This is a genomic window from Streptomyces sp. NPDC031418 (genome assembly GCF_055581605.1).
In genome coordinates, this window is the sequence record NZ_JBVIJC010000035.1 from 54014 (window position 1) to 71818 (window position 17805).

Sequence of the window (17805 nt, forward strand, 5' to 3'; positions counted from 1 at the left end):
CCTACCGGTTCCCTCACGAACCGGTCACGCACCCTCGACAGACCAATGTGAGAGGGGTCACCCTGTCATTCATCCACGCGGGGAGGCATGGATGGGCAGGAGCCGCAGAACACTTCCGGAGGAGCTTCTGTTGCTCGCACTGGACCCGGCCACGGGTACCACTGCGCAGCCGCAGTCGCTCGACCTCGGTCTGGCCGGAGCACAGCTAGTGGAGCTGGCGCTGGCCGGACGGATAGCCCCAGACGGGGATCGTATCGCCGTGGTGGTGCCACGGCCGACAGGAGATCCAACCCTGGACTGCGCGTTGGAGCTGCTGCGAAGGCGCGGCGCTCCGGTGCGGGCGGTCCACTGGATCGGCGGGCCCCGGCTGGGGCTCCGTCAGACGTACCTCTCGCATCTGGAGCGGTGCGGCATGGTGCATGCCGTGGCCGGTCAGATGTGCGGGGTGCTGCCGACGACGCGCTACCAGGCGACGGACAACGAGATCAGCCGGGAGATCCGAGCCCGGCTGGATTCCGCGATCCGCACCGGCGTACCGCCGGACCCGCGGACCGCGGCGCTCGCCGCCCTGGCGCACGCCGTCGGGCTCGGCAAGCACCTGTACCCGGGGAACGAGGGACGCTCGTCCCGCTCCCGGCTGCGGGATCTCATCCGGCACGACCCCATGGGCGGGCTCGTCGCGCACGCCGTGATGGACGTGCAGAACGGCGCCGCCGCGGCGCCGCGGCGAGGCGCGGCCGCAGCCCGGCCCGAACCCGCGCGCGGTGTTCCGATGCAGCCGCGCCACGGATCCATGGCACGCGCCGTGGCTCACTGAGCCGCAGCCGTCACCACGGTCCCCCAGACCCGGTTCGGGAGCCGCTGGTCCGAGCGGGGCGGTGAGATCCTTCGCGGATCTCGCCGTCCCGCTCGACTGCGTCCCGGAGCGCCGCCCGGCACACCATCGGGTGGCGTACCGTGGCGAACTGACGCGTACGCGCCGCATATCCACCATTTCCCAGCGGTAGAAAGCACCTTGGTGGCAGTCTGCTCAACAGCAGATACGGAAAGTGTTAAGTCACAGGCAGACAGCCGGAGGTGCACGTCCCGTGGCGTCCAATGTCAATCCCACCGTCAGGCGACGCCGGCTGGGCCAGGAGCTGCGCAGGCTTCGCGAGCTCAAAGGCATGACGGCCGAGGAAGTGGCCGAGCGGCTGCTGGTGTCGCAGTCGAAGATCAGCCGGTTGGAGAACGGCCGGCGCAGCATCAGCCAGCGCGATGTGCGCGATCTGTGCGGGGTCTACGAGGTCGAGGACCAGCGGATCGTCGACTCGCTGATGGAGATGGCCCGCGACTCCCGGCAGCAGGGCTGGTGGCACACGTTCGGGGACATCCCGTACAGCGTGTACATCGGGCTGGAGACGGATGCCGAGTCGCTGCGCGTGTACGAACCCCAGCTGGTGACCGGGCTCTTGCAGACCCGTGCCTACGCCGAGGCGCTGGTGCAGGGTGCGCTGCCGGAGACGTCGACCGCCGAGATCGAGAAGCGGGTCTCGGTGCGGATGCGGCGACAGGAACGTATCACCGCCGAGAAGAACCCGCTCCGGCTGTGGGTGGTGCTGGACGAGGCGGCGCTGCGCCGGGTCGTCGGCAGCAGGCTGGTGATGCGGGAACAGCTGGAGCACCTGATCGAGATGTCCCAGCTGCCGCATGTCACCGTGCAGGTGCTGCCCTTCGACGTGGGCGCCCATCCGGGGCTCAACGGGCAGTACGCGATCCTGGAGTTCAGTGACGCGGCCGACTCCAGTGTGGTGTACCTGGAGGGCGTCACCAGCGACCTGTACCTGGAGAAGGCGCAGGACGTGCAGCGGTACGCCGTGATGTACGAGCATCTGCGGGCACAGTCCCTCAATGTGGAACAGTCCCGGCAATTCATCGACACGGTGGCGAAAGGGTACGCGGAATGAGCCGCTGACGGCGGGGGTGCCGGATCGTACACCGTCCCTCCGCTTCGGTGGAAGGCTCACCTGGAATATGCCATCCGGTCGAGTGAACGAGTACTCCGCCAGGGGCAGTTGCCCGGTAGCGTCGATCACGCCAATCGGTCGGACAGGTTGGCGTGAACCGCACCACCGCAACTCGCAACAGGAGTGGACATGGCACTGATTCAGGGCGCTTCGGAGACGTGGATGAAGTCCTCCTACTCGGCGGGCAACGGCGCCTGCGTCGAGGTCAAGTCGCCCACCGCCGCCGAGCTGGCCGTTCGTGACTCCAAGGACCTCCAGGGACCGGTCCTGGCCTTCCCCGCCGAGGCGTGGAACGCCTTCGTGGCCTCGGTCAAGGCCTGACCCAGGGGGCCTTTCTGACCCTCGACAACCGCACAGGCACCACCAGAAGAGCCCTCTCGACGAGTCGCCGTCCTTGCCGAGAGGGCTCGGCCATGTCCTCAGCCGAGCTGGGCCTCGATCGCCGAGACGATCTCGTCCGACTCCGGCTCGGTCTGCGGCGAGAAGCGGGCGACGACCGTGCCGTCCCGGCCGATCAGGAACTTCTCGAAGTTCCAGCGGATGTCGCCGCTGTACCCCTCGGCGTCGGCGAAGCCGGTCAGCCGCTCGTACAGCGGGTGCCGGCCCGCGCCGTTCACCTCGACCTTCTCGGTCAGCGGGAACGTCACGCCGTACGTCGCCGAGCAGAACTCCGCGATCTCCTCGGCGGTGCCGGGCTCCTGGCCGAGGAACTGGTTGCAGGGCACGCCGAGCACGGTGAAGCCCCGGTCCGCGTACCGCTCCTGGAGCTTCTCCAGGCCCGTGTACTGCGGGGTCAGGCCGCACTTGGAGGCGACGTTCACGATGAGGACCGCCTGGCCGGCGTACTGGGAGAGGTCGGCGGGGCCGCCGGTGAGGGCGTCGATGTCTACGGTGAGGACGTTGGTCATGCCCGGATGCTATGCGCTCCGCGGGTTCGGCTGGTGAACTGCGGGGGCTGGGGGTGCGTTTTTGGGTGCGGGTTCGTTGTGGCTGGTCGCGCAGTTCCCCGCGCCCCTTAGGGGGCGCGTTTCCCACCGCCGTTCGCGCGGTTCCCCGGGCCCCTTACGGGGCCGCTTTCGCCAGTGCGTCGCCCACCGGCGTTCGCGTGTACAGCACTGACCGGCCCGAGCGGCGTCCCTCCACCAGGCCCGCTTCCCGCAGTACCCGCAGATGCCGGCCCACCGAGCCGAGCCCCTGGCCGGTGAGCGCCGTCAGGTGGGTCGTGCTCAGTGGGGTGGCCAGGAGGACCAGCACCTCCGCGCGGGCCGGTCCCAGCAGCGCGCCCAGGCCCGGTGGCACCGGCCGGGACCCGGCGTCGGCCAGGACACCGCCGCACGGGTAGATCACCGCGTACCGCTCGCCGTCCTCCCACGCCACCCAGCCCTGGCGCTGCGGGGTGACCGGCACGAAGAGCAGTTCGGCGCCGGAGATGTCCCGGGGCGGGTACTCCTGGAGGTTGATGCGGAGCCGGTTGCCGCCGAGCCAGCGGGTGCGCCCGGGCCGCAGCGAGTCCAGCACGCTCACCCATCCGCCTCGGCTCACCTGCGCGGTCCGCGCGACGACATCGGCCTCCAGGACCCGCCGCTGCCGCCCCCAGTACGGCCGTACGGTCTCCTCCCACACCCACTCCAGCAGCGCGGCCGCTCGCTCGGGCAGGTCGTCGCGGTCCAGCTCGGCGGGGAGCGGGCCGGCGAGGGCGGTGCGCAGATGGGCGCGGGCGGCGGCCGGGGCGGTCCCGCGCACCTGGGCGACCGCGTCCGCGAGCCGCTCGCCGTCCCGGGGCGTGGGGGTGAGGAAGTCGGCGATCCAGTGCCGGCCGAGCCCGGCCCGTACCAGCAGGGCCGTCACCGGGTCGGCCGCCAGCCGGGCCCGGTAGCCGGGCAGATGGCGGTCGAGCCACTCCCGCTCACCGGGGTGCGCCGCGCGCCCGGCGTGCAGCAGCTTCAGCCGGGCGAAGGTCTCCGCCGACGGGGACACCACGAACCGGCTGCGGGCGAGGGTGTCCGCGTCGAGCTGCCACGACCCCACCCCGGCGCCCCCTCACGGCCGTACGACCTTTCGCACCACGGCGAAACATTAACGAGCCGGGTGCGGGGCGCCCCAGACTCCCCGGCATGCCCAGTTACCGGTCCCTTTTCCGCACCCCTGAGTTCACCCCGCTCTTCCTCGGCTCGGCGGCGCAGACCGCCGCGCAGACCGTCGGCGGACTCGCCCTCGGCACGCTCGTCTACCGGGCCACCGGCTCCCCGCTGCTGTCGGCGCTGAGCATGTTCGGCCCGTCCCTCGCCCAGGTGCTGGGCGCCACCGTCCTGCTGTCCGGCGCCGACCGGCTGCCCCCGCGGACGGCCCTCACGGCGATCGCACTGGCCTTCGCGGCCGGTACGGCGGTGCAGGCGCTGCCCGGCCTGCCGGTGGGCGCGGTCCTCGGCGTCGTCCTCCTGCTGGGGCTCGTCGCCTCGCTCGGCGGCGGGGTCCGCTGGGGGCTGCTGAACGAGATCCTCGCCGAGGGCGGCTATCTGCCGGGGCGTTCGCTGTTCAACATGGCGAACGGGCTGATGCAGATCACCGGGTTCGCCACCGGCGGCGCACTGCTCGCCGCGCTGTCCCCGCGGGTCTGCCTGCTGCTGTCGGCGGGGCTGTATCTGGCGGCCGCGCTGGTGCTCCGGCTGGGGCTGGGCGAACGCCCGCCCCGCGCCCAGGGCCGCCCCTCCCCGGCGGCGACCTGGCGGACCAACGCGCTGCTGTGGTCGTCCCGTCCGCGCCGGCTGACCTATCTGGGCCTGTGGCTGCCCAACGGCCTGGTCGTCGGCTGCGAGTCCCTCTTCGTGCCGTACGCCCCGCACGCGGCCGGGACCCTCTTCGCCTGCGCGGCGCTCGGGATGCTCGCCGGGGATGTGACGGTGGGCCGGCTGCTGCCGGGCGCGGTCCGGCGGCGGCTCGCCACGCCGCTGTTGCTGCTGCTGGCGACGCCGTACCTGGTGTTCTGCGCGCATCCGCCGCTGCCCGTGGCGGTGGTGTGCGTGATGCTGGCCTCGGCCGGGTTCGGCGCGAGTCTCGTCCAGCAGGAGCGGCTGATGGAGCTGACCCCGGGTGAACTGGCCGGGCAGGCGCTGGGGCTGCACTCGGCGGGCATGCTCACCGGGCAGGGCCTGAGCGCGGTCCTCGCCGGCGCGCTGGCCCAGTTCACCTCGCCCGCCGTCGGCATGACCGTGCTGGCGGCGGGCTCGGTGGGGGTGACGCTGGCGCTGGCTACTGCTGGGGCTCGGCGTTCTGCGGGTTCTCCTGGGCCGGAGCCGGAGCCGGAGCCGGAGCCGGAGCCGGAGCCGGAGCCTGCGGAGCCGGAGCCTGCGGCGCCCGAGGCGTGCTGAGGTCGGCGTCGATCTTCTGCACGGCCCGGTCGAAGTAGCGCAGCAGCTCCACCGGGAACGGCATCACGAGCGTGGAGTTCTTCTCCGCGGCGACCTCGACGACGGTCTGGAGCAGGCGCAGCTGCATGGCCTCCGGGGTGTCCGCCATGATCCGGGAGGCGTTGGCGAGCTGCTGCGCGGCCTGGAACTCACCGTCGGCGGTGATGACCCGGGCCCGCCGCTCCCGCTCGGCCTCGGCCTGGCGGGACATGGACCGCTTCAGCGACTCCGGCAGCTGTACGTCCTTGATCTCGACGCGGTCGATGTGGATGCCCCAGCCGGCCGCCGGGCTGTCGATCATCAGGGCCAGCCCCTCGTGCAGCCGCTCCCGGTCGCTCAGCAGGTCGTCCAGGTCGCTCTTGCCGATGATGGAGCGCAGCGAGGACTGGGCGACCTGGCCGACGGCGAACATGTAGTCCTGCACCTCGATGGCGGCCCGGACCGGGTCCGTCACCCGGAAGTAGACGACCGCGTCGACCTTCACCGACACGTTGTCCTTGGTGATGCCCTCCTGGGTGGGCACCGGCATGGTGATGACCTGCACGTTCACCTTGCGCATCCGGTCGGCGAACGGGATGAGGAAGGTGACGCCGGGCTGCCGGAAGTGGGGCAGCGCCTTGCCCCACCGGAACACGACCCCGCGCTCCACCTGGTTGACCACGCGCATCCCGCTCTTCAGCACGAGCAGCACGAACACGGCCACGACCACCACTGCGACGACGGTGCCTTCCATGGCACTCCCATCTCCGACACGCTCTTCCGTCCGGTACAGGACAACCGGGAGGACAGCGCGGAGGGTCGTCCCGGATCCCGTTCCGATGTCAGGGATGCGTAAAGAAAACGCATGGACGTCATTGAGTCCACGGCCGCTGCCGCCCGTAACACGGTCTGACCCGACACGCGGCAGCCGTTCAGGATGCGTTCAGGCGACCTGTGCCACGGTCGAGGGTCACGGCCGTCCGAACACGGGAGTTGATGTGGAGAAACCAGAGGTCCTCACCGACCTCGACGTGCCGCGCGCGTCGAACAGGACCGGGTCGGTGATGAAGAAGCTGCCCGAGGTCACGCTGGCTTTCTGGATCATGAAGATCGCCGCGACGACCCTGGGCGAGACGGCGGGCGACCTCTTCGCGCAGACCCTGAAGCTGGGCTACTTCCTGACCACGGTCGTCCTGTTCCTGGTCTTCGTGGTGACGCTGGTGGTCCAGCTGCGCTCCAGCCACTACAACCCGTTCTTCTACTGGACCGTGATCCTGTCCACCTCCATGGCCGGCACGACCATGTCCGACTTCATGAACCGCGACGCCAGTGCCAAGTACCTCTCGAACGGCGCGACGAAACTGGGCTGGGGACCGCAGGGCCTGGGCCTCGGCTATCCGGAGGGAGCGGCGATCCTGCTCTCGATCCTCCTGGTGATCTTCGTCGCCTGGAAGCTGAGCGGGATGACGTTCCAGATCCGCGACATCGTCACCTTCCGGGGCGAGGCACTGTTCTGGTCGGCGATCCTCGTCTCCAACACCCTCGGCACCTCGATGGGCGACTTCCTCTCCGACAGCTCCGGCCTCGGCTACCTGGGCGGCGCGTTGCTCGTCACCGGGGTGCTGGCCGTGCTGGTGGCGCTGATGAAGGTCCCCGTGGTGCCGAACGTGCTGCTGTTCTGGATCGCGTTCGTCCTCACCCGTCCGCTGGGCGCCACCGCCGGCGACTTCCTCACCAAGCCGGTCGCCAAGGGCGGCCTCGACCTGGGGACCATGGGCTCGTCCGCCGTGCTCCTCGCCGTCCTGTTCGGGCTGATGGCCTACGCCCAGGTGCAGGAACGCCGCTCGGGGCGGGAGGGGCGGACGCCGGTCACCCGGCGGGCAGACTGACCGTGAACCGGGCGCCCGGGGTGTGCCGGGGGTCGTAGGACACCTCTCCGCCGACGGCGCGGGCCAGGCGGCGCGCGAGCGGCAGCCCCAGGCCCGCGCCGTCGTGTCCGTCGCCGGGATCGGCACGCCGGCCCGGCTGGAACAGCTCGTCCCGGAAGGTCTCCGGCACACCGGGGCCGTCGTCGACGACGTCGATCCGTACGGCTCCGGGCACCCGCCGGGCGGACACGGTCACGCGGGAGCGGGCGTACCGGGCGGCGTTGGTGAGCAGGGGGCTGAGGATGCGTTCGAGGGGAGCGGGGGCGACACCCGCCTCCAGCACCGGCGCTTCCGCCTCCACCGCGGTCCGCACCCGGTCCGGGGGGCCGAGGTGCCGGAGCAGGCGGTCCAGGACGGGCAGTACGTCGGTCGTCCCGGGGACCGTCGCCGGGCGCACCGCGTTCTCGCGGGCGTCGTTCAGCAGCGTGTCGCAGATGGCCCGCATGGACCGGGCGGCCTCGGCGATCACGTCCTGGGCGGCGCGGGTCTCGGCGTCCGTGCGGGGCCGGGCCCGCCACCAGTCGAGTTCCATGACGATCCGGGTGAGCGGGGTGCGCAGTTCGTGGGACAGCTCTCCGGTCAGCTGCTGCTCGTGGCGCAGGACGGTGCGTATGCGGTCCAGGAGTGCGTCCAGGGAGGCGCCGAGGCGGGCGAGTTCGGCCGGGTGGTCCGCCGTACCGAAGCGCTCGTCGGAACCCACCGCGCTCCACTGGGTGGCCTGGTCGGTCATCGTCCGCACCGGGCGCAGCGCCCGGCCGACGGCCAGCCGGGTGAGGACGTAGGTGCAGCCCAGCATCACGCCGTCCAGGACGAGTGATCCCACGAGCAGGGTGCCGGCCGAACTGCGGTACGGGGTCAGGTCCAGGGCGGTGACGACGGTGGCGGTGGCGCGGCGGCCCGGGATGTGCTGGGCGCACAGCCGTACGGGCCGGTGACCGGGTGCCTGAACCGTCGCGCAGGCGTCCCCCGGCCGGGCGGCCAGTCGGCCGGCGGCACGGGCCGTCGGGTCGCCGGCCGTCGCGGACGGCGGCTTCTCCAGCAGCCGGGTGCCGGCGTAGATCCACACGTTGGTGTCGAGGAGGCGGTCGTCCGCGCCTTCCAGGACCCGCACCCGGGGCCCGGTGGTGTCGACGGTCGCGGCCACCGCCGCCGCCCGGGTGCGCAGTTCGTCGTCCGCCCGGTGCTGGAGGTGCCGGGCCATCACGGCGTTGAACACGACGGTCAGGACCGTCATCAGCAGGGCCGCGGCGGTCAGCGCCACCAGGGAGAGCCGGCCGCGCAGGGTGCGCGGGGCGAGGCGCCGCAGGGCACGCGAGGCACGGTTCACGACAGCCGGTGTCCGATCCCGCGCGCCGTACCGATCGTCAGCCCGCTGCCCGTCTCCCGCAGTTTGCGGCGCAGCCGGCTCAGGTACTGGTCCAGGGTGTTGTCGCTGACCTGCGCGCCCTCGGGCCAGCCGGCCCGCACCAGCTCGCGGCGGCGTACGAGGGTGCCGTGCGCGGCGACCAGGGTGGCCAGCAGCCGGAACTCGGTCGGGGACAGGGCGACCCGGGCGCCGCGCACGCTCGCGCTGTGGTCCACCGGGTCCAGGACCAGGTCACCGGCCGAGACCACCGCCGCGCCGGCCGTCCGCCGCAGGACGGCCCGCAGCCGGGCGGCGAGTTCGGCCAGGTGGAAGGGCTTGGGCAGATAGTCGTCGCCCCCGGCGGAGAAGCCGGACAGGCGGTCGGTGAGCCGGTGCCGGGCGGTCAGGAAGATCACCGGTCCGGGGAAGCCGTTGGCGCGCATCGCCTGGCACACGTCCCGGCCGTCCGCGTCGGGCAGGCCCACGTCCAGGACGGCCGCCGCGACGTCGTCCGTGGCGAGCCGGAGGGCGGTGGCACCGTCGGCGGCCGGCACCGGGGCGAAGTCCTCCTCGTACAGGCCGCGGCGCAGGGCGTCACGCAGGACGTGATCGTCCTCCACCACGAGGATCTTGGGGCGCATGGTCCTCCGTCGGCTCGGCGGCCGGACACTCACCGTCTACAGCCCCGTAGACGGTCTACGGAACTGTAGACGATCGCGGACGGAGGAGCGTTCCCCTGAGCCGGGCAAAGACCCGGCGAGGAGAAGGGTCAGGACGGCGGGTGGAGGACCGTGTCGATGACGTAGATGGTGGCGTTGGCGGCCTTGATGTTGCCGCAGACGATTTTCGCCGTGCCGTTGACCTTGAAGTCGGTACCCGACCCCGACGTGGTCAGTTTGCTGCCCTCCACCGTCGTGAAGGAGCCCTTGGAGAGTTCGTCCGGGGCGATCTGCTTGTCCACGACGTGATAGGTCAGCACCTTCTTCAGCTGCCCCTGGTTGCGGAGCAGCGAGGCGAGCTGCGACACGGTCACCTTCTGGAACGCCTGTTGGTCGGGAGCGAAGACCGTGATGTGCGGCTTCCCGTCGAGCCTGTTACTCAGCCCGGCCCTGACCGCGGCGGAGACCAGCTGGCTGAGCTGCGGATATGCGGCCGCAGCTTCCATCACCTTGTCCTTGGCCGTGTTGGCCTTCTGGCCGATCTTCGAACAGCCGGGACCGAAGGTCCCCGAAGGGCTGGGAGACGCATCCCGTGCGTGGCTCTGCGACGCCAGACCGCCAAGACTCAGCGGGATGGCCATCGCCACTGCCACGGCGGTCTGTGCCGTACGTGTGCGGGAGAACCTCATCGCAACCTTCCTCTCGTGGAGGTGTGAACACAGAGGGTTCCGCTGCGGAAGTCTTCGTTTCCCCGGGCGGTGGGGGCGGCTGACGAGCCACGGCCCGGGCGATCGCCACCGGGCCACTCAGCGAGCGTATCCAGCAGGTGGTGGTGACCGCATCCGCAGGCCCGGACCCCGCGAGTCCCGCGGTGGCGGCGTCCATGAGCGCGCGGCGCGGCCCGCGTTCATCCCCACGGCGTCTCCAGGGAGCTCCGCGGTCAGGCCTCTCCGGCTGCGCCGACCGGCAAGTCGGGGGAGGATGGTCGCTGGGGGAGGGGCTGCGCGGCCGAGTCCGGAGATCTTGCCCGTGATGCGGTGGAGCGAAGGGGTGCCGAAATGCCCGAACCATCACAGAGCCCTGTCTGGCGGCGGATCCCCGAGGAGGTGGCCGGCGCCGCGGCCACGGCGGCGCGGGCCGCCGGACGCGCGGTCCTGCACCCCGTGTCCACGATCGACCGCGCCCGCCGTCTGCCCGAGATCGTGCCCGCCCTGGGCCAAGCCGTGAAGCCGATCCTGACGGGGCGCATGGACGACTGGCGCGGCGAGTACGCCTACACACTCGGTGAGCAGGCGTTCGTCTACGGGTTTCCGTACATGTACAACGCGCGGCTGCGGTACGACTGGGTGACGCAGCCGCGGAACCCGTCGACGGTTCCGTACGCGCCCGTCAACCACTTCTGGCACGCCGAGAGGCTGCTGGACGCGACCTACCAGGACGGCGGGTGTCCCAACAACGACACGATGTACTCGGAGGCGTGGGTACATCTCGGCGACGAGCCGGTCATCCTCTCCCACCCGGACATGGGCGACCGGTACTTCGCCTTCGAGCTGGTGGGGATCACGTCCGACAACTTCGACTACGTCGGTCAGCGCACCACTGGTTCCGGGGCGGGCAGCTTCGCCCTCGTCGGCCCGGGCTGGGACGGAAAGCTGCCCGACGGGGTGCGGCGCCTGAAGCAGGCCCCCAGCCCCTGGGTGCTGGTCCTCGGCCGCACCCTGGTAGACGGCCCGGACGACGTGCCACGCGTCCGTGCGCTTCAGGAACAGTTCCGGCTCGTGCCGCTCAGCCTGTACGGCCGGCCGGACGCGCAGGTCCCCGAGGACCGTGACGTGCTTCCTCCGATCTCGGCGGAGGAGGATCCCCTGGGACCGTGGAAGACCCTGAACGCGATGCTGGCCGAGAACCCCCCACCGCCCCATCACCAGCCCCTCCTCGAGCAGTTCGCCCAGATCGGCATAGGTCCCGGCCTCGATGTCGAGGCACAGCCCGAGGCGGTCAGACGAAGCCTGGTCCGGGCCGCCGCTGTCGGCGCTCCCCTGCTCAAACAGCAGATGCTCAGCGGCGACTGGGCCCAGGTCGTCAACGGCTGGCGTTACCCGCCCCCGCAGATGGGACGCTTCGGCGACGACTTCCTCAAACGCGCCGCCGACCAGTCGCTGCTCGGCGTCGCCGCCAACGACCCGGCCGAAGCGGTCTACTTGCTCAACTTCGACGACGCGGACGGCAACAAGCTGGTTGCCGCGGGCCGGTACGAACTGCACTTCCCCAGCGGCGCCCTGCCGCCGGTCGACGCCTTCTGGTCCCTGTCCGCCTACGGGGAGGACCTGAACCTCATCGCCAACCCGGCCGACCGCTACTCGCTGGGTGACCGCAGCCCCGGTCTGCGTGCGGACCCGGACGGCGGACTGACCATCTACCTGCAGACGGAACCGCCCGAGGAGGGCAGGCAAGCGAACTGGCTGCCCTCGGCGAAGGACGGCACCTGGTTCGTGGCCCTTCGCATGTACCGGCCCCGCCCCGAAGTGATCGACGCCACCTGGGAATGCCCGCCACTGGTCCGCGTCGCCTGACGAGGCGGCATGCCCGCACGGGTAAGGGAACTTGCCGAGCAGGAAGGCCAGGACATAGGGCCGGCCGTGGGTGACCGGGGTCAGGATGGCCAGAAGGGCCCAGACCGAGGGCAGCGCCAGAGCCAGCCAAGCCGCCCAGGGGACCCCCCGCCTGCGCACCATCGCCCCAAGAAGTACGGCGGTGGCCACGGCCCAGAGACCGAGTACGGCATCGAAGAAGACGGCGTTGTATGCGCCCAGGGTGAAAGCGGGCCACCACACGACGAGGGTTCCGCCCGTTGACGCGGCCGCCACAGCGCGCAGGGTCGGGCCCAGCTCGGGCAGGCTGCGCTTCGGCTTCGCGCTGGAATCGCGCGGTGGGTCATCGGCCATGTTTCGGCTTACCGTCCGACGAGAGAGTGACGGAGAACCGCTGCCGGGTGCGGCGAACGGCGGCAGGAAGTCAGAGCAGGACCAGTGCGGCGAGCATGGCCAGACCAGTGACGGCGGCGATCGCCATGACCGCGCGCGACCGTGTCGGGGCGAAGACTCCGCAGTCCAGTTGTCTGCCGACGGACCGGTAGCGCGTCGTGCCGTAAAGGGCGACCAGCAGGCCGCTGAAGACGAGGATTGCGGCTGAGGCCACGGCGTGAGCGCCTCTCTGCGGGGCGAACTTGGCGATGGCCACGCCGAGGCCCGCCACAGCGATGCCCGTACGCAGCCACGCCAGGTACGTGCGCTCATTGGCGAGGTGGTCCCGAGCGCGGCTTCCGGTGTTCGGTGTGGCGTCACGCGGAATGTCCCGGTCCATTCAGCCTCCCTCTGCGCGTCCCTGTGTCTGTCGACCGTTCTCAGCCTGCCGGGTCCACGCCCTGCGGGCGTGTCCTGTCGCCTGGACGGGTGGGTCTCCGATGGCCGGTGTGCTGCTCACTGGCTAGCATGACGAAAGAGTGGTAAAGCGCCGGCCGGGCGGAAGAGCCCCGTCGAGGAACGCGACGGTGCCCGCTCCCTTTTACGTGCTCCGAATCGCTGAATGCCGACTCAATCTGCGTATACGGCGCCCTCGGCGCGCGGCTCCCTGAATTCAAGCCCCTTTGGGAATGGTCACCGCGACCGGGAGGAACAGGCAGATGACGGCGAAAGAGTACAAGCCGGGGGCCGCCTTTCCCGGCGTGATCGGCCGCACGGCCGACGAATCGACGCCCGCATGGCCACAGCCGGTCAGGGCCGTTCCGGGAACACCGAACGTCCTGTTCATCACCCTCGACGACACCGGATACGGCCAACTCGGGTGCTACGGCGGCCCCATCGCGACACCGAACATCGACTCCCTGGCCGCGAACGGGCTGTTGTACAACAACATGCACACCACCGCTCTGTGCTCTCCCTCGCGTTCCTGCATCATCACCGGGCGGAACCACCACGCCAACGCCATGGCCCTGGTCACGGAGTTCTCCACCGGATATCCCGGCTACAACGGCCGTATCCCGTTCGAGAACGGATTCATCTCCGAGATGCTGGTGGAGCAGGGATACAACACCTACGCGATCGGCAAATGGCACCTGGTGCCCTCGGAGTTCGAATCCGCGGCCGGCCCCTACGACCGGTGGCCACTGGGCCGTGGCTTCGACCGGTTCTACGGTTTCCTCGGCGGTGACAGCAGCCAGTGGTACCCGGACCTCGTCTACGACAACCACCAGACAGAGCCGCCCGCCACGCCGGAGGAGGGGTACCACCTGACCCCCGACCTGGTGGACAGGGCGATCGCCTTCGTCGCCGACGCCAAGCAGGTCGCCCCGGACAAGCCGTTCTTCCTCTACTTCTGCCCCGGTGCGACGCACGCGCCGCACCACGTCCCCAAGGAGTGGGCGGACCGCTACCGCGGCCAGTTCGACGACGGCTGGGACGCCTACCGCGAGGCTGCCTTCGCGCGGCAGAAGCGGCTGGGGGTCGCGCCGCCCGACGCCCGGCTGTCCCGGCACGACCCGGACGTGCCGGAGTGGGACTCGCTGTCGCCCGACGCCCGCCGTCTCGCCGCCCGCATGATGGAGGTCTACGCCGGATTCCTGAGCCACACCGACCACCACATCGGACGGCTGCTGGACTTCCTCAAGGAGACCGGCGAGCTCGACAACACCCTGATCATGCTGGTCTCCGACAACGGCGCCAGCGCCGAGGGCGGCGTCACCGGGACGACGAACGAGTCGCAGTTCTTCAACAACGCCCCCGAGCCGATCGAGGACAGCCTCCGGTCCCTCGACGAGATCGGCGGACCGAACACGTTCAACCACTACCCCTGGGGCTGGACCTGGGCCGGCAACACCCCCTTCCGCAGGTGGAAGCGCGAGACCTACCGGGGCGGCGCCAGCGACCCGTTCCTCGTGCACTGGCCCCAGGGCATCAAGGCCCGCGGCGAGGTGCGTACCCAGTACGCACACATCATCGACATGGTCCCCACCGTGCTCGACGTGCTCGGCATCGAGCCCCCGGCCGCCATCAAGGGCGTCCCCCAGTCACCGCTCCACGGCGTGAGCTTCGCCCACACCTTCGACAGCGCCTCCGCACCGACGCTCCATCACACGCAGTACTTCGAGATGATGGGTCACCGCGCCATCGACCACGACGGCTGGCGGGCGGTCTGCCCCTGGCCGGGCCCCTCCTTCACCGAGGCGGGCAAGCCCTTCGGCACCCCCATCGACTCGGAGACCCTCGCCAAGCTGGACCACGAGGGCTGGGAGCTCTACCACATCGACCAGGACTTCGCCGAGACCAGCGACGTGGCAGCCGAGAACCCGGCCAGGCGTGTGGAGATGGTGTCCCTCTGGTACGTGGAGGCCGGAAAGTACGGCGTCCTGCCCATCGACGCCAGCGGCGTGCAGCGACTGATGACCGAGCGGCCGCAGATCTTCGCCGAACGGACCAGCTACACGTTCCGGCCGGGCACCGAGACACTGCCCGCCGCGGTCGCACCCCGCGTCCTCAACAGGCCTTTCGCCATCACCGCCGACGCGGAGATCCCCGCAGCCGGCGCCGAGGGTGTCTTCCTCTGCCAGGGAACCAACGTGGGCGGCTTCACCTTCTACCTGAAGGACCGCAAGCTGCACTACGCGCACAACTACCTCCGACGCGCGATGTACGGCGTCACCTCCACCGAGGAGGTACCCGAAGGGCGGCACGAGCTGCGCTTCGAATTCGAACCGACCGGAAAGCCCGACATACCCGCGGGCAAGGGCGTCCCGGGCCGCGCCCAGCTCTACATCGACCGTCGCCTGGTCGGCGAGACCGAGATCCCGGTCACCACACCGATCATGTTCAACCCGGGCGGCATGACGTGTGGCGCCAACCCGGGCTCACCGGTGACATCCGACTACAAGCCGCCCTTCCGGTTCACCGGAACGCTGCACACGGTGACCGTCGACCTGTCCGGCGAACTGATCACCGACGCCGACAGCGAGCTGCGCATGCATCTGGCCCGCCAGTAGGCCGACCGCACGCGAGGGCTTCAGCGGCCGTTGCGGCTCAGGAGCCCTCCGCGCCCCAGTGCAACTGAATCTCCAGCCACTGGCTCTCCTGCCGCCAGGCATCCAGCACGGACACCAGGTGCCGGCTCAGTCCGGCCGCAGTCAGGGACTGCCACCGGACACCAGCCAGGAACCGGTTCAGCACGGCGATCCGCTCATCCTGACGGGCAACCCGTGCCACCCCCTCGATCACATGGGGCTCGACCGCGCCGAGAACACGGCGGCTGACCGCCTCGGGCGTGAAGCCCTGCCACGCATACGGGGCCAGGGCCGCGGTCACGGCGCCGACCCGCGGGTCGTCCGGGGCGACGAGTCGCACCATCTGAGGATGCCCTTCGCAGAGATTTCGGACAGATGGTACGACATTCACATATGCATGGCTACCCTCTGAAAGGGTCCGGACGCCATGACCCGCCAGCTGCGCCCCGAAGATCCGGGCTTCATCGATCACGCCCCCTTCCGCCAGACCTGCACCCGGGACCTGCGCGCTTCCGCCGGCGTGATCTTCGAGCAGCTCGCCGCACGGCCGGAGAACTGGCCCCGCTGGTTCGCCCCGGCGGACGACGTCCACTTCGAAGGCTCACCCCCCTACGGCGTGGGCTCCCTTCGCTTCTTCCGCCTGTACCGCGTGATCCGGGCGCGCGAACGGATCACCGTGTGGGATCCCGGCAAACGCTTCGCCTACTGTGCTGTGGAAACGAACGCGCCCGGCGTCTCGGCGCTGGTGGAACTGTGGACACTGACGCCCTCCGCGGACACCCGAACGACCGTGACCTGGACGCTCGCCATCGACTCCAGCCCCCTGGTCGGTCTGCTCCTGCGGGCGAGTCGACGCCCCATCGAAGGCGTCTTCCGTGAGGCGATCCAACGGCTGGAAGCCCTGTGCCGTGACCGGTGAAAGGCCCCTCGGAGACGACTTCGGGAGGTCTTTGCGGCGCGGAGGCCGGCTCAGGAGCAGGTGGCGTCGTTCACGGTCTCTCGTATCTCCAGCACGGCGTCGGTTCCGGTGATCGCAAACAGGCGCTGAAGCTGCCTCGGCGGCGCTGCCACGCGCACGGTGCCCGTCTGGTGGGCACGGATCAACAGGTTGAGGAACGACGAGTCCGCGAAGTCGATGCCGGAGGCGTCCAGGACCACCTTCGCGTGCTTCCTGACAGCGGCGTTCAGTGCCGCCTCCAGAGGCGGGACCGAGTGGATGTCGTAGGAGCCCTGAGCGGCGATCACCCAGGCTCCGTCGCATTCGTACTGCTGCAACGCAGCCGCTGCTCCTGGCCCACCGACCTGGTCCGCCCCCTGCGTGGCACCGGCGCTACTCATGAGCTTTGGCATGACGGCCTCCAGGACACCTTCGATGCCCCTTCTCGCTGCGCGCAGCGCGGAGCACGTCGTCAGTTACCGGAAAAGTATGTCATGTATCTGGCTTCGTCAATGAGGGTCCCCTAAAATGCTGGGCATGGTTGGAGTGCCCGAACCTCACAGCGGATGGACGTTCATCACCAGCCACGCGCGCGTACTGGCGGCCATCGCCGACAACCCGAACGTCCGGATCCGCGACATCGCCGCCCGCTGCCGGCTCACGGAGCGCGCCGTCCAGCGCATCATCGCCGATCTCGAGCAGGACGGTTACCTCTCCCACACTCGGGACGGGCGCACGAACACCTACCGCATCGAGTCCGACAAGGTGCTGCGCCATCCGGCAGAAGCCGGCCTCTCCGTGGCCTCCCTGCTGTCCCTGCTCGTGCAGGATGAAACCGATCGGGGCACAGCGCCGGGGCCGACCATGGCGCACACCCCCTGAACCCACCATTGCCCGGCGGAGTGGAGCGCAGCCGGGGCTTGAGGGCCGGCGCGGCGTCTTGCGGCGCACTGCCGGGCAGCCGCCGTCCCTGCGTTCAGTGCGGGTGCGAAACCTGGGCCAGGAGGTCTCTGATCTCCCTCAGTGTCGACCCGACGCTTCCGTCACCGTCCCTGTCGGCGATCTTCTCGAAGTGTTGCGCGGCCGTCTCGAGGTCGCCCCTGCGGCGGGCGAGGATGCCGGCGTAGCGGTTGCCGTGCAGGTGGCCCGGGTACTCCTCCAGAATCCTCGCCACGACGTCTGCGGCCTCCTCGTCCTGCTCCGACTTCATCAGCAGTTCGGCGAGTTCGGGCCGGGGATCGGGCCTGTTGAACCCGTACCGTTCACGCTCGAACTCCGCATACCGCTCGACGGCGCGCCGCAGCCACTCGACGGCCTCCGCCTCGCGCCCGAGACCGCGCAGCGCACGCCCCAAGTGGTACGACGCCTCGACGATGCCCTCGTCCCAGGCCATCACCAGCCATCGTTCCGCCTCGGCATGGCGGCCGTACCGGACCATGCTCATGCCCGCCAGGTAGGCCGGCCGGGCCAGGCCCGTCTTCGCCGCCCGTAC

19 protein-coding genes are annotated in these 17805 nt (G+C 70.3%); 9 read left to right on the forward strand and 10 right to left on the reverse strand.

The window, feature by feature from the left end:
• The first annotated feature begins 91 nt into the window (after window positions 1–91).
• From ACZ5CZ_RS36240 to ACZ5CZ_RS36250, 3 genes are all read left to right on the forward strand, one after another.
• Window positions 92–817, forward strand: a complete 726-nt coding sequence (locus ACZ5CZ_RS36240; protein ID WP_385847150.1) for a GOLPH3/VPS74 family protein — start codon at window positions 92–94, stop codon at window positions 815–817.
• 271 nt (window positions 818–1088) lie between these two features.
• Window positions 1089–1946, forward strand: a complete 858-nt coding sequence (locus ACZ5CZ_RS36245; protein WP_385847149.1) for a helix-turn-helix domain-containing protein — start codon at window positions 1089–1091, stop codon at window positions 1944–1946.
• A 189-nt stretch (window positions 1947–2135) separates the two neighbouring features.
• Window positions 2136–2327, forward strand: coding sequence for a DUF397 domain-containing protein (locus ACZ5CZ_RS36250; RefSeq protein WP_385847148.1), 192 nt, complete (start codon window positions 2136–2138; stop codon window positions 2325–2327).
• Between the two features lie 98 nt (window positions 2328–2425).
• Here the strand turns inward: ACZ5CZ_RS36250 and ACZ5CZ_RS36255 are convergent, their stop codons facing one another.
• A complete protein-coding gene (locus ACZ5CZ_RS36255; RefSeq protein WP_385847147.1) occupies window positions 2426–2914 on the reverse strand; it encodes a glutathione peroxidase in 489 nt (162 codons plus the stop codon).
• A 154-nt stretch (window positions 2915–3068) separates the two neighbouring features.
• Window positions 3069–4034 carry an ArsR/SmtB family transcription factor gene (locus ACZ5CZ_RS36260; protein ID WP_468948996.1) on the reverse strand — a complete coding sequence of 322 codons (966 nt, stop codon included), beginning with the start codon at window positions 4032–4034 and terminating at the stop codon, window positions 3069–3071.
• An 86-nt stretch (window positions 4035–4120) separates the two neighbouring features.
• On the opposite strand from ACZ5CZ_RS36260, the gene ACZ5CZ_RS36265 reads away from it, so the two are divergent.
• Window positions 4121–5374 carry an MFS transporter gene (locus ACZ5CZ_RS36265; RefSeq protein ID WP_468948998.1) on the forward strand — a complete coding sequence of 418 codons (1254 nt, stop codon included), beginning with the start codon at window positions 4121–4123 and terminating at the stop codon, window positions 5372–5374.
• Here ACZ5CZ_RS36265 and ACZ5CZ_RS36270 read toward each other — a convergent pair.
• Window positions 5256–6146 (reverse strand): slipin family protein, encoded by an 891-nt coding sequence (locus tag ACZ5CZ_RS36270; RefSeq protein WP_468949000.1) that lies wholly within the window; start codon window positions 6144–6146, stop codon window positions 5256–5258. The two genes, ACZ5CZ_RS36265 and ACZ5CZ_RS36270, sit on opposite strands and share 119 nt — an antisense overlap.
• Window positions 6147–6390: 244 nt before the next feature.
• Between ACZ5CZ_RS36270 and ACZ5CZ_RS36275 the strand changes: the two genes are divergently transcribed.
• A complete protein-coding gene (locus ACZ5CZ_RS36275) occupies window positions 6391–7281 on the forward strand; it encodes a COG4705 family protein (RefSeq protein WP_468949002.1) in 891 nt (296 codons plus the stop codon).
• Here ACZ5CZ_RS36275 and ACZ5CZ_RS36280 read toward each other — a convergent pair.
• From ACZ5CZ_RS36280 to ACZ5CZ_RS36290, 3 genes are all read right to left on the reverse strand, one after another.
• A complete protein-coding gene (locus ACZ5CZ_RS36280) occupies window positions 7262–8647 on the reverse strand; it encodes a sensor histidine kinase (RefSeq protein WP_468949004.1) in 1386 nt (461 codons plus the stop codon). The genes ACZ5CZ_RS36275 and ACZ5CZ_RS36280 overlap by 20 nt on opposite strands.
• Entirely contained in the window at window positions 8644–9306 is a 663-nt protein-coding gene (locus ACZ5CZ_RS36285; protein WP_468949006.1) for a response regulator transcription factor, read from the reverse strand. The genes ACZ5CZ_RS36280 and ACZ5CZ_RS36285 overlap by 4 nt, the downstream gene beginning before the upstream one ends.
• Window positions 9307–9434: 128 nt before the next feature.
• On the reverse strand, window positions 9435–9830 hold the full coding sequence (locus ACZ5CZ_RS36290) for a fasciclin domain-containing protein (RefSeq protein ID WP_468949008.1): 396 nt from the start codon (window positions 9828–9830) through the stop codon (window positions 9435–9437).
• Between the two features lie 552 nt (window positions 9831–10382).
• Between ACZ5CZ_RS36290 and ACZ5CZ_RS36295 the strand changes: the two genes are divergently transcribed.
• Window positions 10383–11897, forward strand: a complete 1515-nt coding sequence (locus tag ACZ5CZ_RS36295; RefSeq protein WP_468949010.1) for a DUF1254 domain-containing protein — start codon at window positions 10383–10385, stop codon at window positions 11895–11897.
• 442 nt (window positions 11898–12339) lie between these two features.
• On the opposite strand, the gene ACZ5CZ_RS36300 is transcribed toward ACZ5CZ_RS36295, so the two are convergent.
• Window positions 12340–12687 (reverse strand): YidH family protein, encoded by a 348-nt coding sequence (locus ACZ5CZ_RS36300; protein ID WP_385847138.1) that lies wholly within the window; start codon window positions 12685–12687, stop codon window positions 12340–12342.
• A gap of 319 nt (window positions 12688–13006) precedes the next feature.
• Between ACZ5CZ_RS36300 and ACZ5CZ_RS36305 the strand changes: the two genes are divergently transcribed.
• Window positions 13007–15358 carry an arylsulfatase gene (locus ACZ5CZ_RS36305; protein WP_468949012.1) on the forward strand — a complete coding sequence of 784 codons (2352 nt, stop codon included), beginning with the start codon at window positions 13007–13009 and terminating at the stop codon, window positions 15356–15358.
• A 37-nt stretch (window positions 15359–15395) separates the two neighbouring features.
• Here ACZ5CZ_RS36305 and ACZ5CZ_RS36310 read toward each other — a convergent pair whose 3' ends face one another.
• Window positions 15396–15719, reverse strand: a complete 324-nt coding sequence (locus ACZ5CZ_RS36310) for a hypothetical protein (RefSeq protein ID WP_385847136.1) — start codon at window positions 15717–15719, stop codon at window positions 15396–15398.
• Window positions 15720–15803: 84 nt separating this feature from the next.
• Between ACZ5CZ_RS36310 and ACZ5CZ_RS36315 the strand changes: the two genes are divergently transcribed.
• On the forward strand, window positions 15804–16295 hold the full coding sequence (locus ACZ5CZ_RS36315; RefSeq protein WP_385847135.1) for an SRPBCC family protein: 492 nt from the start codon (window positions 15804–15806) through the stop codon (window positions 16293–16295).
• Between the two features lie 50 nt (window positions 16296–16345).
• Here the strand turns inward: ACZ5CZ_RS36315 and ACZ5CZ_RS36320 are convergent, their stop codons facing one another.
• Window positions 16346–16651 carry an STAS domain-containing protein gene (locus ACZ5CZ_RS36320; protein WP_385847134.1) on the reverse strand — a complete coding sequence of 102 codons (306 nt, stop codon included), beginning with the start codon at window positions 16649–16651 and terminating at the stop codon, window positions 16346–16348.
• A 199-nt stretch (window positions 16652–16850) separates the two neighbouring features.
• Between ACZ5CZ_RS36320 and ACZ5CZ_RS36325 the strand changes: the two genes are divergently transcribed.
• Entirely contained in the window at window positions 16851–17195 is a 345-nt protein-coding gene (locus ACZ5CZ_RS36325; protein WP_385847133.1) for a helix-turn-helix transcriptional regulator, read from the forward strand.
• 94 nt (window positions 17196–17289) lie between these two features.
• On the opposite strand, the gene ACZ5CZ_RS36330 is transcribed toward ACZ5CZ_RS36325, so the two are convergent.
• On the reverse strand, window positions 17290–17757 hold the full coding sequence (locus ACZ5CZ_RS36330; protein ID WP_385847131.1) for a tetratricopeptide repeat protein: 468 nt from the start codon (window positions 17755–17757) through the stop codon (window positions 17290–17292).
• Window positions 17758–17805: the final 48 nt, after the last annotated feature.